Origin of the sequence: Flavobacterium sp. HJ-32-4 (assembly GCF_022532105.1) — a bacterium.
Lineage (GTDB): Bacteria > Bacteroidota > Bacteroidia > Flavobacteriales > Flavobacteriaceae > Flavobacterium.
The window spans coordinates 2,735,399-2,753,083 of the sequence record NZ_CP092832.1; the positions used below are offsets into that span (position 1 = coordinate 2,735,399).

General features: G+C 49.5%; 10 protein-coding genes, 2 tRNA genes and 3 rRNA genes. 7 read left to right on the forward strand and 8 right to left on the reverse strand.

The genetic code is table 11. The features are described from left to right. Positions 1 to 11: 11 nt before the first annotated feature. Entirely contained in the window at positions 12 to 587 is a 576-nt protein-coding gene (locus MKO97_RS11650; protein WP_241103391.1) for a glutathione peroxidase, read from the reverse strand. A 90-nt stretch (positions 588 to 677) separates the two neighbouring features. Between MKO97_RS11650 and MKO97_RS11655 the strand changes: the two genes are divergently transcribed. Next, positions 678 to 1,208, forward strand: coding sequence for an RNA polymerase sigma factor (locus tag MKO97_RS11655; protein ID WP_241103392.1), 531 nt, complete (start codon positions 678 to 680; stop codon positions 1,206 to 1,208). 2 nt (positions 1,209 to 1,210) lie between these two features. Next, positions 1,211 to 1,996, forward strand: coding sequence for an anti-sigma factor domain-containing protein (locus MKO97_RS11660; protein ID WP_241103393.1), 786 nt, complete (start codon positions 1,211 to 1,213; stop codon positions 1,994 to 1,996). A 38-nt stretch (positions 1,997 to 2,034) separates the two neighbouring features. Here MKO97_RS11660 and ccsA read toward each other — a convergent pair whose 3' ends face one another. Next, complete coding sequence (gene ccsA, locus MKO97_RS11665; protein WP_241103394.1) at positions 2,035 to 5,184, reverse strand: cytochrome c biogenesis protein CcsA; 3,150 nt, start codon at positions 5,182 to 5,184, stop codon at positions 2,035 to 2,037. A 102-nt stretch (positions 5,185 to 5,286) separates the two neighbouring features. Between ccsA and MKO97_RS11670 the strand changes: the two genes are divergently transcribed. Next, positions 5,287 to 6,180 carry a pirin family protein gene (locus MKO97_RS11670; RefSeq protein ID WP_241103395.1) on the forward strand — a complete coding sequence of 298 codons (894 nt, stop codon included), beginning with the start codon at positions 5,287 to 5,289 and terminating at the stop codon, positions 6,178 to 6,180. Between the two features lie 347 nt (positions 6,181 to 6,527). Here the strand turns inward: MKO97_RS11670 and rrf are convergent. From rrf to MKO97_RS11700, 6 genes are all read right to left on the reverse strand, one after another. Further along, positions 6,528 to 6,636, reverse strand: a 5S ribosomal RNA gene (rrf, locus tag MKO97_RS11675). Between the two features lie 151 nt (positions 6,637 to 6,787). Then, positions 6,788 to 9,664: ribosomal RNA gene (locus MKO97_RS11680) — 23S ribosomal RNA — on the reverse strand. A gap of 232 nt (positions 9,665 to 9,896) precedes the next feature. Next, a tRNA-Ala gene (locus MKO97_RS11685) sits at positions 9,897 to 9,970 on the reverse strand. Positions 9,971 to 10,135: 165 nt separating this feature from the next. After that, a tRNA-Ile gene (locus tag MKO97_RS11690) sits at positions 10,136 to 10,209 on the reverse strand. 170 nt (positions 10,210 to 10,379) lie between these two features. Continuing rightward, positions 10,380 to 11,897: ribosomal RNA gene (locus MKO97_RS11695) — 16S ribosomal RNA — on the reverse strand. Together the 16S, 23S and 5S rRNA genes with 2 tRNA genes alongside form the textbook arrangement of a ribosomal RNA operon. 423 nt (positions 11,898 to 12,320) lie before the next feature. Further along, entirely contained in the window at positions 12,321 to 14,243 is a 1,923-nt protein-coding gene (locus MKO97_RS11700) for an amino acid permease (RefSeq protein ID WP_241103396.1), read from the reverse strand. 178 nt (positions 14,244 to 14,421) lie between these two features. Between MKO97_RS11700 and MKO97_RS11705 the strand changes: the two genes are divergently transcribed. The 4 genes from MKO97_RS11705 (at position 14,422) to MKO97_RS11720 (ending at position 17,541) form a co-directional block, all read left to right on the forward strand. Further along, on the forward strand, positions 14,422 to 15,057 hold the full coding sequence (locus MKO97_RS11705) for a peroxiredoxin (RefSeq protein ID WP_241103397.1): 636 nt from the start codon (positions 14,422 to 14,424) through the stop codon (positions 15,055 to 15,057). Between the two features lie 71 nt (positions 15,058 to 15,128). Further along, complete coding sequence (locus tag MKO97_RS11710) at positions 15,129 to 15,443, forward strand: co-chaperone YbbN (RefSeq protein ID WP_241103398.1); 315 nt, start codon at positions 15,129 to 15,131, stop codon at positions 15,441 to 15,443. Further along, complete coding sequence (locus MKO97_RS11715) at positions 15,443 to 15,700, forward strand: hypothetical protein (protein ID WP_241103399.1); 258 nt, start codon at positions 15,443 to 15,445, stop codon at positions 15,698 to 15,700. The genes MKO97_RS11710 and MKO97_RS11715 overlap by 1 nt, the downstream gene beginning before the upstream one ends. A 413-nt stretch (positions 15,701 to 16,113) precedes the next feature. Continuing rightward, positions 16,114 to 17,541 (forward strand): L-serine ammonia-lyase, encoded by a 1,428-nt coding sequence (locus MKO97_RS11720; protein ID WP_241103400.1) that lies wholly within the window; start codon positions 16,114 to 16,116, stop codon positions 17,539 to 17,541. Positions 17,542 to 17,685: the final 144 nt, after the last annotated feature.

Sequence of the window (17,685 nt, forward strand, 5' to 3'; positions counted from 1 at the left end):
GCCGTTCTTTATTATATACGGCCTTCCAGCCAGTTGATAACAGACGCGTCATCGGGTGCCACGTTCGGTTCAAGCACTTTTACCAGGCGACCGTTCTCATCGATGAGGTACTTCTGGAAATTCCAGCCGACTTCTGAATCCGACACACCGTTCTTGGCTTTTTGGGTCAGGAATTGATAGACCGGAATCATCCCTTTTCCTTTCACCACTACTTTGGACATCAACGGAAAGGTGACGCCATAGTTTTTCTGGCAGAAAGATTTGATTTGGGCATCGCTTCCGGGTTCCTGTCCGGCGAAATCATTCGAAGGAAAACCGATGATGACGAAACCCCGGTTTTTGTACGTTTGATACAGTTTCTCCAGTTTCGCGTACTGGGGCGTAAAGCCGCATTCGGACGCGGTATTGACGACCATGACCTTTTTCCCTTTCAGGGAAGCCATGTCGAAGGTTTGGCCGTTGATGTCGGTTACTTTGAAGGTGTGGAGGCTCATAGCGGATTTTCGTTGTTCGGTTCCTAATTTCGTCTGGGCGTTGACAGCGGATGTAATTGTAAAACAGGCAACTAAAAGGAGTAGGTGTTTCATTGCGTTTTTGTTTAAAGATACGTATTTATTAGATAAAATTAGCAATATGCGAGTTCATCCAAATTTCCTAAATTTACGGAAAACAGCGCTATGACACAGGAAGACCTATTGCCTATGCTGAAGAAAAAGGACGATCGGGCCTTTTCTCTTTTGTACGATATGTACGCCCGGAACCTTTTTGGTATCATCCACAACCTGATTGCGGACCGCGAAGAGGCGGAGGATGTCCTTCAGGAAGTTTTCATCAAAATTTGGAAGAGTATTGATTCGTATGACGAAAGTAAAGGGCGCTTCTTTACGTGGATCCTCAATATTGCCCGCAACAGTTCGATTGATCGTCTTCGTTCGAAAGGATTCAACAACAGCAGAAAAAACCTGTCGACCGATAATTTCGTACATCTCTTGGACGAGAGCAACAAAATGACGAACCGGATCGATACGATTGGCATACGGGAATTTATCAAGAAGCTGAAACCGAAATGTATCCGTATTCTCGATTTGCTCTTTTTCAAGGGATACACCCAGCAGGAAGCCGCGGAGGAACTTGGAATGCCGTTGGGCACTGTCAAAACGCAGAACCGGACCTGTATAGGTGATCTCCGGAATTTATTGGAAGTGTAATCATGAAAGTAGGAGAACTTATAGAATCCGGGTTGCTTGAGCTATATGTCTTTGGCAAAACATCCGATGAGGAAACGGCCCTGGTGAACGAAATGGCGGCGGAACATAAGACGGTGCGGGATGAGATCCTGTCGATTGAAAAAGCGGTCATCAGCCTGTCGTTCAGTATGGCACCGTATTTATCTGCGGATAATTACTATCGTATCCGGGAACAATTGATCGAAAAACACGGCGTCATTGAGCTACAGCGCGGCACCAATTGGGCGGCGTATGTGGGTTGGGCGGCGGCCATGCTGTTGTTGGCGGCCGGTATTTATCAATATACGGAAGTGCAGTCACGCCAGGATCGTATTGAGGTAGTCCAAGAGGAAAATACCAAGCTGAAAGACAACCTGAAACTATTGGATGAGAACAATAAATCGTCGGAGACCATCCTGAATGTCATCCGCGACCAGAATACCCAAGTGGTAGTGCTGGGCGGCCAGGCAGTGGCACCGGACGCCAAAGCGAAAGTCTACTGGAACCAGTCAACACAACAAGTATATATCGATGCGAGCCAATTGCCGACGCCTCCTCCGGGAAAAGTCTACCAGGTATGGTCGCTGACCTTGAATCCGTTGACACCTACCAGCATTGGTTTACTCGACCGATTCGACAAGAACGCGACCAAGTTCTTCCCGGTATCGGCTACGGGTAATGCACAAGCCTTTGGTATTACACTGGAACCGGAAGGCGGAAGCCCGACTCCGACAATGGAGCAGTTATACGTTCTGGGAACCGTATCCTAAGAACCAAAAAAAAGTCCCGGATCAACACCGGGACTTTTTTATTTCTTCAAGTATTTTTTTGCTTTCCACCAGGCGGGCAGCACCAGCAGCGTGACGCATGGGATGGAATAAAAGAAGGTAGCGGTTGTTACGGCCTTTCCTTCACTGGACGCGTATGAGTGGAGGCCGGTGAGGTAGAAATTCACCCCGAAATAGGTCATCATGATCGAGTAGTACCCGAGAATGCTCAGGAAGGCGAACGTCCAGCGACCACGGAGTCCCGGCACCAGTCGCGCGTGGATGATGAACGCATACACCATAATGCTGATCAGTGCCCAGGTTTCCTTTGGATCCCAGCCCCAATAGCGTCCCCAGCTTTCGTTGGCCCATTGTCCACCGAGGAAGTTCCCTATCGTCAGCATCACCAGGCCAATGGTCAGCGCCATTTCATTTATGTAGGTGATTTCACGGATGTGAAGTTCCATTTTCTCCTTATTACGGTCGTTCACGAGTATCATCAGGATCATGGTGACGATTCCCAATATCATTCCAAGAGTGAACGGTCCGTAACTGGCGACAATCACCGCGACGTGGATCATCAGCCAATATGAATTCAACACCGGTTGGAGGTTCGCGATATTCGGATCGAGCCAGTTCCAGTGGGCAATCATGAGGATCATCGACGCGACAAATGTACCCGATGCCACCGTCAACTTCGATTTGCGATCGAAAGCCAGTGTGAAAAACATGGTCGCCCAGGCCACGTAAATCATGGATTCGTATGCGTCACTCCACGGTGCGTGTCCGGAAACATACCAACGGAATACCAATCCGGCCGTGTGCAGGGCAAATAAAACCCCTATCGTAATATGCAGGATGTTCGCGACGCGCGCCAACCACTTTGAAGTCGCAAGAATGTTGACGATTACGAGAATCAACATAATAGACCCGACTGTCATGTACAACCAAAATAGGTTACGGAAGACGTCGTATTTATTGTAGAGTATTTCGGCGTCGATCTTAGCATCGGCCGGACGCACAGCAGCTCCCACCCTTTTCTGCACCTTTTCGATGTTGCCCAGGGTGGTATTGGCATCGCTGAAGTCTTTTTTGCGTGCCCCCAGATACAGGTCCTGCATCAGTTTGGGATACAGGATGCGCATCGTATCGAGCGACGTTCCGGAAGGCGTAGCCGATTCGACGAAGGAAACCCATTTATTGTTCTTGTCACCGGGGACGGGGAAAATACGCAGGATCGTACCGGAAAGTGCCGAGTTGAGCAATACCACTTTTTTGTCGGCATCGATCAGGTCTTTCTGGTATTGATCGGGGCGTTGGTTGCGGTAGGCTTCATCCAGGAAGGGCGACAGTTTATAGTTGCCGCGATCGTCGAAGAACGCCCGAAAAGGTGCATATTTCTCCTCTTTTCCGATTCCGAGTATCGAGCGAATACTGTCGTTGTCTTTTTTTAGGCTGATAATCGGCATATCCAGCCAAAGGGCAGGGAACTGCGTCATCGAGAGAAAGGCCTGGTCGGCATTCATCCCATTAAAGGAATCGCTTTTATAGACTTTTCGGAACAGTTCGGATGAAAAGGTGTTGATCGGCTTCATACGCCCGCCATCCTGAAGCACCAGGCGTCCGAACAGGGCTGCCGTCTTTTCGTTGACTTTGTATTTCGCGATGGTATCTGCTATCTGACGCGTATTGATGTTGGTATGGCGATGTTGCTCTTGCGAAAAACCAGAGAAGGATACGAACAGCAGCAACCCCATTATCAATTTTTCTTTTTTGACCCGCACGGATTCCAGTCTTCGTTTTAGGTCGGCAAAACGGGTGTTGCGGTCGAAAAGGATGGCCATCATCGCAAAAAACAAAAGGAAATAGCCGACGTAGGTGATCCAGGTACCCCAGAAATCGTGGTTGGCAGATAGTACCGTTCCTTTTTCATCCGGATCGAAGTTCGCCTGAAAAAAGCGATAACCGCCGTAATCGAGGACGTGATTCATATAAATGTGGTAGTCGAATTTGGTCGCCCCGTCTTCCACCCGAACCTTGCTTTCAAAAGACGAATAGCTGTTTTGTGTGCCAGGATATTTTTGCGCGATGAAATCCTTCAGTACTACGCGGAAGGGCGTTTCGTATACCTTACTGCCAAATTGGAGCGTGTATTCCAGGTTGCCTTGTTTGAACGAAACAGGCACGCCGATTTTGCCCTTTGAACCCACCAGCGTTACCAACCGTTCCTGGCCTTCGTTGGCAACTTTCACTATGAGCGCGTCATCCGCCTGCTTGTCTTTATAGTTCCCGCTCGACACATACGTGATTTTTCCCTTCATCGCCGCTTCCGGAAAAACGAAAAGGGCGTTTCCGATGGTATAGAGCGACCGCATCATGAGAGGCTGGGTGGTATCTTTCGCCACGCGTCCTTTCATTTGGTCTGCCATCCGCATGAACCCGCCTTCAAAGGGAGAATTGATGGTGTATTGTTCGCCTTTGGTATTGATGTTGATGGCGCCCGGAACGAATCGGTTCAGCGAGAAAAGAAGATTGTGCAGGTTTTGTGTTTCGCCTTCCTTGAGGAAGTGCTCATGACGACGACCGTTTTCTGTTTCTACAATTTTGAGGTACTCTACTCCATTTGGATCCGGTACGACGGTCTCTTTCGCCGCCATGATGTAATCTACAAATGTTACTTTATAGGGGATTTTGTCAAATTGATCGTTGATAGTGAAATCGTTACTTGCAAAAGGAGGATACACGGCCGGCGACAACAGCAGCGATTTTTCCGTTTTGCGACGCATCGTCTGTCCTTTGTACTGGCCGTCCGTCAGTACGGTTAGGTAGGCCCGTTCGGATAGCACTTGGTTGGACGACTCCCCTTCCCGGATGCTCATCATCCCTTCATAGCTGATATAACGGGTAACCGCCGCTCCTACCAAAATAAAAATAAAGGCGAGGTGCAACAAAAGGGTGGCCCAGTTCTTTTTTTTGTGCAACTGGTATCGTTTAATGTTGCCTATGAAGTTGACCATGAACAATGCCATAATCAATTCGAACCATAGGGCGTTATAAATCCAGATACGGGCTGTGTCGGTGTTGTATTCGCTTTCGATGTAGGTACCCACCGCCATCGCGACGGCATAAAGAAGAAAAAGAACGGCCATTAGGCGGGTTGAAAACAAAACAGAGAGGAGTTTCTTCTTCATTTCCGAGCGGGTATTTTAGCAGTGCAAAAGTACGGAAAAATCGAAGGAGGTGCGGCCGAAGTCTGCAATTTAAGATGTGTTTACTATCTTTAAACTAAAAAGATGTCGAACATCGGATTGATTATCGAGGAGCGTCCCACGATCGTAGGAAATTTCATGGTCGGGCGGCTATTACCGTTTCGGGAAAAGCGGATGGTAGGCCCGTTTATCTTCATCGACCACATGGGTCCTGAACAGTTGTCGGAAGCGGATAATTTTGACGTTCCGCCCCACCCACACATAGGACTTTCGACACTTACGTACTTGTTTGAGGGGGAAATCATGCACCGTGACAGCCTGGGAACCGAGTTGGTCATCAAGCCCGGACAGGTCAACTGGATGACAGCAGGTCGCGGAATCGTGCATTCCGAGCGCACCCCGCAGTATTTGCGCGACAAACCGAAGTCCTTACATGGCTTGCAAATCTGGGTAGCACTACCCAAACACCTGGAGGAAATGGCCCCTTCCTTTCACCATGCCGAGGGCGATGATCTTCCTGCTTGGGAAGAGACCGGCCTGGCGTTCAGGTTAATAGCCGGAGACGTTATGGGACGAAAATCGAGTGTACCGGTCTATAGTCCGCTCTATTTGATTGAAATAAAAGCCATTGAGGATGCAACCGTCGATATCGGATCCTCCCTTTTTGGCGAAAGTGCGTTGTATATACTGGAAGGAAGCATTAGCAGTGATGGCAATCGATTTGGCCCGAAACAAATTTTGGTCGCAACCGATTCGACGCTTTGTCGATTTGAGATGGAAAAAGGAACGACTGTATACCTTTTTGGAGGGGAAGCGTTCGCGGAAGAGCGGCATATATATTGGAACTTCGTCTCATCGGATAAAAACCGGATCGAAGAAGCAAAAGAGCGCTGGCTGAAACAGGAGTTTGTTCGCGTTCCTGGCGAAACGGAGTGGGTACCGCTTCCCGAGCAGAAACCGGGGTTTCGGGTGAAGTGATCGTAGAAGTAGTCGGTGGTCAGTAGTCGGTAGTCAGTGGTTGGTTCTGACTTCGTGTCTTTGCGCCTTGGTAGCTATAAAGGTTGCATGCCCGGACGACACTACACTCTTTAATAGTAGTCAGTAGCCAGTGGTCAGTGGTCAGTGGTTGGTTCTGGCTTCGCGTCTTTGCGCCTTCGTGGCTATAAAGGTTGCATACCGGGACGAAGCTACACTTTTAAAGTAATCAGTAGTCAGTGGTCGGTAGTAAGTGGTTAGTTCTGGCTTCGCGTCTTTGCGACTTCGTGGCTTTTGTTCTTGGTGGCCATAAATAAAAAAGCCTGTCCAAATCGGACAGGCTTTCAAAAAAAAGGCAGCGACATACTCTCCCACAAATTGCAGTACCATCTGCGCTGGCGGGCTTAACTACTCTGTTCGGGATGGGAAGAGGTGAGCCCCGCCGCAATAACCACCTTAAGGGGTTAGTTGGCAGTGTGCAGTCGTAAGTAGGCAGAACCTACATCGATGCAACCATCAACTGCTCGCAATGAGCCAATATTATTAACATACTGGGACAAGTATTTACTTCTCGAAAGTTGTCTCCGGCCCTTGCGGGCCGGATGACGGCGTACATAAGCTTACGGGTTATTAGTACTACTCGGCTATGACATTACTGCCTTTACACCTATAGCCTATCAACGTGGTCATCTCCCACGACCCTTAAAAGAAATCTCATCTTGTGGTGGGTTTCGCGCTTATATGCTTTCAGCGCTTATCCCTTCCCGACATAGCTACTCTGCGGTGCCCCTGGCGGGACAACAGATACACCAGCGGTCAGTCCGATTCGGTCCTCTCGTACTAGAATCAGATCCACTCAAATTTCTAACGCCCGCAGTAGATAGAGACCGAACTGTCTCACGACGTTCTGAACCCAGCTCGCGTGCCACTTTAATGGGCGAACAGCCCAACCCTTGGGACCTTCTCCAGCCCCAGGATGTGACGAGCCGACATCGAGGTGCCAAACCCCCCCGTCGATGTGAGCTCTTGGGGGAGATCAGCCTGTTATCCCCGGCGTACCTTTTATCCTTTGAGCGATGGCCCTTCCATGCGGAACCACCGGATCACTATGCTCTACTTTCGTACCTGATCGACCTGTGTGTCTCTCAGTCAAGCTCCCTTATGCCATTGCACTCTACGCACGGTTACCAAGCGTGCTGAGGGAACCTTTAGAAGCCTCCGTTACTCTTTTGGAGGCGACCACCCCAGTCAAACTACCCACCACGCAATGTCCCCCCTAATGGGGGTTAGGCCTCAGATAAGCAAAGGGTGGTATTTCAACAATGACTCCTCGAATCCTGGCGAACCCGATTCACAGTCTCCCACCTATCCTACACATCACTTATCCAAGGTCAATACGAAGCTATAGTAAAGGTGCACAGGGTCTTTTCGTCCCACTGCGGGTAAACGGCATCTTCACCGTTACTACAATTTCACCGAGCTCATGGCTGAGACAGTGTCCAGATCGTTACACCATTCGTGCAGGTCGGAACTTACCCGACAAGGAATTTCGCTACCTTAGGACCGTTATAGTTACGGCCGCCGTTTACTGGGGCTTCAATTCAATGCTTCTCCGAAGATAACATCTCCTCTTAACCTTCCAGCACCGGGCAGGTGTCAGGCCCTATACCTCATCTTACGATTTTGCAGAGCCCTGTGTTTTTGATAAACAGTCGCCTGGACCTTTTCACTGCGGCCAGCATTACTGCTGGCGACCTTTCTCCCGAAGTTACAGGTCTATTTTGCCTAATTCCTTAGCCATGAATCTCTCGAGCACCTGAGGATACTCTCCTCGACCACCTGTGTCGGTTTACGGTACGGGTACTTGCAATCTAAGTTTAGAAGGTTTTCTTGGCAGCCCTTAGGTACACTATCACTTTGTCCGAAGACTCCGTGTACTATCGCGTCTCCCCAGGTTTGACGCATTTAACTATCAAACCTATAGGTAACCGCTTCAACGCACTATTCCGTCAGTGCGCGGTACTTTCATCACTGCGTCGCTCCATCACAATTGCAACTAGTACGGGAATATTAACCCGTTGTCCATCGACTGTTCCTTTCGGATTCGCCTTAGGCCCCGACTAACCCTCAGCTGATTAGCATAGCTGAGGAAACCTTGGTCTTACGGTGTGCGGGTTTCTCGCCCGCATTATCGTTACTTATGCCTACATTTTCTTTTCCAGAAGGTCCAGCATGGCTCACGCCACACCTTCAGCCCCGCTGGAATGCTCCCCTACCACTGATATTACTATCAATCCATAGCTTCGGTACTATACTTATGCCCGATTATTATCCATGCTCGTCCGCTCGACTAGTGAGCTGTTACGCACTCTTTAAATGAATGGCTGCTTCCAAGCCAACATCCTAGCTGTCTGGGCAGACAAACCTCGTTCTTTCAACTTAGTATAGATTTGGGGACCTTAGCTGATGGTCTGGGTTCTTTCCCTCTCGGACTTGGACCTTAGCACCCAAGCCCTCACTGCTGTGAAACATTTACTAGCATTCGGAGTTTGTCAGGAATTGGTAGGCGGTGAAGCCCCCGCATCCAATCAGTAGCTCTACCTCTAGTAAACTTTATGCACAGCGCTGCACCTAAATGCATTTCGGGGAGTACGAGCTATTTCCGAGTTTGATTGGCCTTTCACCCCTACCCACAGGTCATCCGAAGTCTTTTCAACGACAACCGGTTCGGACCTCCACTGTGTGTTACCACAGCTTCATCCTGCCCATGGGTAGATCACACGGTTTCGCGTCTAACACTACCGACTAAAACGCCCTATTCAGACTCGCTTTCGCTACGGATCCACATCTTAAATGCTTATCCTTGCCGGCAACGTTAACTCGTAGGCTCATTATGCAAAAGGCACGCCGTCACTCTTTCGAGCTCCGACCGCTTGTAGGCGTATGGTTTCAGGATCTTTTTCACTCCGTTATTCACGGTTCTTTTCACCTTTCCCTCACGGTACTGGTTCACTATCGGTCTTCTGCGAGTATTTAGCCTTACCGGATGGTCCCGGCAGATTCAGACAGGGTTTCACGTGCCCCGCCCTACTCAGGATACCACTATGCATTACACTCATTACCCATACGGGACTATCACCCTCTATGGTTACTCTTTCCAGAGCATTCCGGTTCTTTGTGCATACAATATCGTGGTCCTACAACCCCACAATTGCCGTAACAACTATGGTTTGGGCTAATCCGCGTTCGCTCGCCACTACTTACGGAATCACTTTTGTTTTCTTCTCCTGCGCCTACTTAGATGTTTCAGTTCAGCGCGTTCGCTCACCTATCGGTGTGATGCATCTTCAATGCAACGGGTTGCCCCATTCGGAAATCTTCGGATCAACACTTGTGTGCAGCTCCCCGAAGCTTATCGCAGCTTATCACGTCCTTCCTCGCCTGCAGAAGCCTAGGCATCCCCCATACGCCCTTATTTTGCTTATTGTACTTTTTAGATAGTCGAAAGTCTGTAATCGAAAGTCTAAAGTCCGAAAACTTCAAACCTCAATACAAACCAACAACTTCTGTGCTTTCTACTTTGTTTGTATCAACTTATCCCAATATGTCAATGAACGTTTTTCAATTTGAAAATTTGAAGATTTGGAAATTTGAAAATGTTATACGCCCCGAAGAGCCATTTCCAAATTTTCAAATTGTCTAATTTCCAAATTAAACAGTGGAGAATATCGGAGTCGAACCGATGACCTCCTGCGTGCAAGGCAGGCGCTCTAGCCAGCTGAGCTAATTCCCCGTCTTTGAAGTAAGCAGTTTGCAGTCGCAGTTTGCAGTCTGTAAACGTGCACACCTTAACGTGTAAATCACTCAACCTCCAGAATTTCCTATATAAGCTTCGCCTTTCTCAACGCTCCGAAGAGCATTATCTAATTATCTAATTTTCCAATTATCTAATTAGCAGTAGTCCCGGGCAGACTCGAACTGCCGACCCCTACATTATCAGTGTAGTACTCTAACCAGCTGAGCTACGAGACTTTGTGTAGTCTGCAGTTGGCAGTCGCAGTCAGCAGTATTTACTGCCTACTGGCCACTGGCCTCTGCCTACTTCCTTGGCTTGCTTACATTGTATTTTGAATCGACAGCGAGAGTAAAATAAACCTTGGCAGTTTATTCATTGGTTGCTAGACCTTGTTTTCAGTCTCTAGAAAGGAGGTGTTCCAGCCGCACCTTCCGGTACGGCTACCTTGTTACGACTTAGCCCTAGTTACCGGTTTTACCCTAGGCAGCTCCTTGCGGTCACCGACTTCAGGCACCCCCAGCTTCCATGGCTTGACGGGCGGTGTGTACAAGGCCCGGGAACGTATTCACCGGATCATGGCTGATATCCGATTACTAGCGATTCCAGCTTCACGGAGTCGAGTTGCAGACTCCGATCCGAACTGTGACCGGTTTTATAGATTCGCTCCTGGTCGCCCAGTGGCTGCTCTCTGTACCGGCCATTGTAGCACGTGTGTAGCCCAAGGCGTAAGGGCCGTGATGATTTGACGTCATCCCCACCTTCCTCACGGTTTGCACCGGCAGTCTTGCTAGAGTTCCCGACATTACTCGCTGGCAACTAACAACAGGGGTTGCGCTCGTTATAGGACTTAACCTGACACCTCACGGCACGAGCTGACGACAACCATGCAGCACCTTGAAAGACGTCCGAAGAAATATCTGTTTCCAAATACGTCGTCTCCCATTTAAGCCTTGGTAAGGTTCCTCGCGTATCATCGAATTAAACCACATGCTCCACCGCTTGTGCGGGCCCCCGTCAATTCCTTTGAGTTTCAGGCTTGCGCCCGTACTCCCCAGGTGGGATACTTATCACTTTCGCTTAGCCACTCAGGATTGCTCCCGAACAGCTAGTATCCATCGTTTACAGCGTGGACTACCAGGGTATCTAATCCTGTTCGCTCCCCACGCTTTCGTCCATCAGCGTCAATCAATTGTTAGTAACCTGCCTTCGCAATTGGTATTCCATGTAATCTCTAAGCATTTCACCGCTACACTACATATTCTAGTTACTTCACAATAATTCAAGTCCTGCAGTATCAATGGCAGTTCGACAGTTAAGCTGCCGGATTTCACCACTGACTTACAAAACCGCCTACGGACCCTTTAAACCCAATGATTCCGGATAACGCTTGGATCCTCCGTATTACCGCGGCTGCTGGCACGGAGTTAGCCGATCCTTATTCTTACGGTACCGTCAAGCTCCTACACGTAGGAGTGTTTCTTCCCGTACAAAAGCAGTTTACACACCATAGATGCTTCATCCTGCACGCGGCATGGCTGGTTCAGGCTTGCGCCCATTGACCAATATTCCTCACTGCTGCCTCCCGTAGGAGTCTGGTCCGTGTCTCAGTACCAGTGTGGGGGATCTCCCTCTCAGGACCCCTACCCATCGTTGCCATGGTAAGCCGTTACCTTACCATCTAGCTAATGGGACGCATGCCCATCTTGAACCGTTGGAACTTTAGTAATCAAATGATGCCATCCAATTACACCATGGGGTATTAATCCAAATTTCTCTGGGCTATCCCCCTGTTCAAGGTAGGTTGCATACGCGTTACGCACCCGTGCGCCGGTCTCAAAGGAGCAAGCTCCTTCTACCCCTCGACTTGCATGTGTTAAGCCTGCCGCTAGCGTTCATCCTGAGCCAGGATCAAACTCTTCATCGTAGTTTTTAAATATTTTCGACTCAAGGCTAGCATAAAATAAACCGATTCCCGATCTACCTTACTCTCTTAATGTTTGTCTTACCCTAAAGTAAGACGTGCTGTCAATCCAATATGTCTATGAACGTGTCTTCTTGTTTTCACTTTGAAATTGAAACGGTTTTTATCTCGTTTCGCTCTCAAAGCGGGTGCAAAAGTACAAGTTGATTTTTGTTTTCCAAACTTGCAACGTAACTTTTTTTGAAAAAAATCACAATCACTTATTTGTCAATACAATACAATCTAAAAAGAACTTTTGCGTGCCTGTTTTTTAAACAGACGGACTGCAAAGATAAAAACCCCATCCGATCCTACAAACGGTTTGGGGTTATTTTTTATTAACAATGATGGATTTTCTGAAAAAAGAACTGTTCGTCAGCCTGTTACCTACTCCACTTTTATGTTGAGTCGACTATTCTTACGACTGAACGAAAAGTAAATCACCAGGCCAATCGCCAGCCAGATGCCGAAATACATCCAGTTCCAGACACTCAACTCGGCCATCATATACAAACAACACACCAATCCTAATAAAGGAATAAGCGATAACTGCTTCCGGAACGACCACACAGCCATCGCACCCAAAGCAATCAAAAAGAACCACATCGGAATCTTATGGCGAAACAGGCTCCATCCTTCCTCATACTTCTTATCGGCCGCAATCGGCAACGCGTCTACCAAAGAACGGTAGGCCGTCTCCCCTTCTTCCGAAACCGCACTGAGGTATTCCTCCACATCCCCCACCGCTTTTCCTTCGCGGGTCATCAGGAAACTGCCGACCTGATTTGTTTCAGCATCATCCAGTGAGGTGACCAAATCCTGGGCCGCAACGGGTTGCTTCTCATTCGTGATAAATGCTTCGGCTCCCTCTCTATTGAACACCATCACCAACGCAAGGGCCACTACGAGTCCCGGAATGAAAACATAACGCGAATTCACATACGGCGCCCGGAACTTCCCGCGTGGTAAGTCTTTATTATCCTGCAACACCAGTACGCCAGCACACACCAGCACAAATGCAAACAGCGTCCCGATACTGCACAGGTCGGTCACCATCGTGAGGTTCAGGAACAAGGCCGGGATCGCTACCACAAATCCGGTCACAATCGTCGCATACGAAGGCGTCCTGTATTTAGGGTGTACACGTGAATACCGTTTTGGGAGCAAACCATCGCGGCTCATACTCATCCAAATCCGCGGCTGCCCCATCTGGAATACCAATAATACGGATGCCATCGCCACCACCGCGCTTACTGCGATGATACCCGACATCCACTTCAGGTCGAGCACGTCGAACACATAGGCCAACGGATCGCCGACCGCGAGTTTATCGTAACGCACCATTCCGGTCAACACCAGGGCAATGGTTATATATAATAGTGTACATATAATAATAGCCCACATCATACCCCGTGGCAAGTCGCGTTGTGGGTTCTTGCATTCCTCCGCTGTCGTTGAAATTGCATCAAATCCGATGTAGGCAAAGAATACCGCCGATACCCCTTTCAAAACGCCAGCTGCACCGTTGGGTGCAAACGGGTGCCAATTGTCGGTATCCACATAGAAAATGCCGACGGCAATGACCAATAGTATGATACATAACTTGACCACCACCATCAGGTTGCTCGCGTTTCGGGATTCTTTCATCCCGCGATACACCAGCCAGGTGATGATGATGATAATCAATAACGCGGGCAGGTCGGCTACGAAATGGAATGAACCGATTGTCGGCGCCGATGTCCACGCCAGGTGCGCGTGCTGCAAGCCCTCGTCGAGATTCGCAAACGCTTTGCCTGCCTGCATCAAGGCCTCGGCATCGCGGTAGCCGTTTGAGGCGGTGAGATAATCCATCTGCATCCACCAGGGCACGTGAATCCCGCCACTGTCTAATAAACCGGTAAAGTAATCACTCCATGATATGGCTACCGTGACGTTCCCAATCGCATACTCCATAATCAGCGCCCATCCGATGATCCAGGCAACGATCTCGCCGAATGCTACATACGAATAGGTGTACGCCGATCCCGACACCGGCACCATCGAGGCAAATTCCGCGTAAGCGAAAGCTGCAAACCCGCAGGCAATAGCGGTAAACAAGAACAGGAAAATAACGGCCGGACCGCCGTCAGCACTGGCTTTTCCGATCGTACTGAAGATACCGGCTCCAATAATCGCCGCAATCCCAAAGGCGGTCAGGTCGCGTGCCGTAAGGTGCTTGCCCAATGCATGATGCCCGTCTTCCTGGCCTTTTTCGACCTGCTTCAGGATGTCGTGTACGGATTTCTTCCGGAATAAGCTCTTAAATGACATATCTCATATTGTTTCCTGACAAATATAAAGAAGTTTGTACAGGGGATTCACGCTTCCGAAAATTAACACCATAATCAAAAACTATCATTAAATAAGAATTAATCATCCTGATTTATATAATGCCGCTTTTCATCCCCTACCTTTGCATCCGTAGTTCAGTAACCTAAAATCAAATAATATGTCATTAGTAGGTAAAAAATTCCCCAACATCACAGTAGACGCCATTTCTTCGATGGGCGACAATCTTCGCATCAACGTATTCGAAGAGGCCGTTAAGAACAACAAGAAAGTGGTACTGTTTTGGTATCCAAAAGACTTTACGTTCGTGTGCCCGACGGAACTGCACGCTTTCCAGGCAGCGCTTCCTGAATTCGAAAAGCGCAACACGCTGGTTATCGGTGCGTCATGCGACACCAATGAAGTGCACTTCGCCTGGCTGAACACCGCAAAGAACGCCGGTGGTATTGAAGGCGTTACCTATCCGATTTTGGCCGATACCACACGTAACCTGGCCAACATCCTGGGCATCCTTGACATCGAATCGACTTCCTACCATGAAGATACCGACACGGTATTGCTCGAAGGATCTAACGTAACCTACCGCGCGACGTACCTCGTCGACGAAACAGGAAAAATCTTCCACGAAAGCGTAAACGATATGCCACTGGGGCGTAATGTAAACGAATACCTCCGCCTGATCGACGCCTACACCCACGTTCAAACAAAAGGTGAAGTTTGTCCGGCTAACTGGGAAGAAGGAAAAGAAGCGATGCACGCCACGCGCGAAGGTGTCGCCAGCTACCTCTCAAATTAATTTTAAACCCCTGGAGCCCAGGTTCTCGAATCCCCATGACGGAGCCTGGGTTTCTTTTTATACCTAACACCATGTTGATTGAATTAACCGACGATACATTGCAAAACATCGTGGCGTCGCACGATAAAGTCTTGGTGCAGTATTCCGCTTCCTGGTGCGGCAATTGCCGGATTATGAAGCCCAAATTCAAAAAATTCGCTTCAGAGATCGAAAATGTCACCTTTGTTTTGGTGGACGCAGAGCAGTCGCCCGAATCGCGTAAACTCGCCAATGTGACCAACCTTCCGACTTTTGCGGCTTTCAGTGGAGGAAAATTGTTCGACCAGACACAGACCAACAAAACGGAAGTGCTGGAAGAATTGGTGCATAAAATCGCGCAGAACTGATGAAACTACCGATCATCAAACACCTGACGGAATTCATCGAGCAGAACGACCAGGACTACCTCATTGAAACCATCGAGGTGCTGGAAGCCCTGACCGAAGTACCGTCGCTAAAAGACGAAGAACTCGACGTCATCGGCGAACTCATCTCCAACGTCTACGGTGCATTGGAAGTACATAAAATGGTCCGATCCGGAACCCCAAAGAAAGAAGCACTCAACGCCTTTATGTCGCGCGTGCTCGGATCGATCGACAAGTAAAACGCCTCTCGGGGCGTTTTTTTTGTATTAGGAGTTAGGTGTTGGTAATTGGACATCAGTTGCTGACTTTCGACTTTCGACTTTCAACTTCCGACTTTCGACTTAAACTTTAACAAAAACTACGGTTTTCCCGTATCCCAATGTCCGCGCCGTTTCGTAAGGGACGCATCCGCCCCTCCCCTACTCCAAAATACAAATTCCCGACGACACCCAAGTACGGAAAAACCACCTCTTTTGTTAAATATCCATCGATAACACGTCCGCGTACCCCACCTTTCAAAGGCCATAAAACGGACTTTTTTGCGAATTCCGTAAAAAGGACACTCTAGCAATATGTCTGGTTACTATATTTGCAGGTAGACCCGTCGACGAATGCAAAGTACGCATCCCAATCACGGGCCCAAATGACTACCATGGAAGAATGTATCTCCGTTTTCGATATGCTCAAGATCGGCGTAGGCCCCTCGAGCTCCCACACCCTCGGCCCATGGCGCGCAGCCGAGCGTTTCCTCTCTGAACTGCGTGACCAACAGCGACTCACGAAGGTCGAGCGTGTGAAAGTCGACCTCTACGGCTCGCTGTCCCTAACCGGAAAGGGCCACGCGACAGACCTCGCGGTGATGCTCGGACTCAGCGGCCAGGATCCTGAATACATCCCCGTAGACGACATATCGGGCATCATCAAAACCATCGAAGAGAACCAACAACTGCACCTCGGCAACGAACACACCATTCCGTTCTCGTTCCTGGTCGATATCGTCTTCAACAAGAATTTCCTGCCGTTCCATGCGAACGGGCTCACCTTTACGGCCTATTTCGACGATGACAGCCACTACGCCTCGACGTTTTACTCCATCGGCGGCGGCTTCGTCGTCAAAGAAGAACGGGTCAATGCAAAGAAGAAACACACGATTAAGTGCGCCTTCCCGTTCCCAATCAACAAAGCCGATGAACTGCTCGCCTACACCCGCGAACAGGGCAAATCGATCTCGGAAATCGTCTACCAAAACGAAATTTCGATGCGCGCACCGGAAGTCGTCGACGCCGAACTGCTCCGCATCTGGAACACCATGCTCGAATGCATGTACATCGGTTGCCACACGGAAGGCACACTGCCGGGTGGACTCAACGTACGCCGGCGCGCCTTCGACATGCACCAGAACCTCATTGGCGAACTCCCCTATTCGTCGCCACAGGAATGGCTTGAAGTCATCCGCAAGACGGAAGTCAAGTTCCGCCAAATCCTGAAATGGGTGAGCTGTTTCGCGCTGGCTGTCAACGAAGTAAACGCAGCCTTGGGTCGTGTCGTCACCGCACCTACCAACGGAAGCGCGGGCGTCATACCAGCCGTACTCATGTATTATATGGTCATCGAAAACCACGAGGCCAACGACGAACACATCCGCAAATTCCTGATGGTGGCAGGCGAAATCGGCAGCATCTTCAAAAAAGGCTCCACGATCTCTGCCGCAATGGGAGGCTGCCAGGCCGAAATCGGCGTGTCGTCAGCCATGGCGGCGGCGGCACTCTGCGAACTCATGGGCGGCGCACCCGAACAAGTGTTGATGGCGGCGGAAATTGCGATGGAGCACCACCTCGGACTCACCTGCGATCCGATTGGTGGACTCGTGCAGGTGCCGTGCATCGAGCGCAACACCATGGGCGCCATCAAGGCAATCAATGCGGCGGAGCTGGCGCTTGAAACGGATGCCAAAAATGCCAAAGTGCCACTCGACAAGGTGGTCGACACCATGTGGAACACGGCCGTTGACATGAACTCGAAATATAAGGAAACGTCGGAAGGTGGACTCGCGATTGCGGTGAATATGGCGGATTGTTAGGGCGTGCCGGCGCGTTCCAGTTGGCAGTAGGCAGTGGCAGTAGGCAGTATGTCCCTTTGTTCAATCGCCCACAAGGCGCCGTCGGGCTATTCGCTATAGCTTTGCTCCGTTGCACTGCGCAAAGGCTGCCGCTCCTATCCCTCA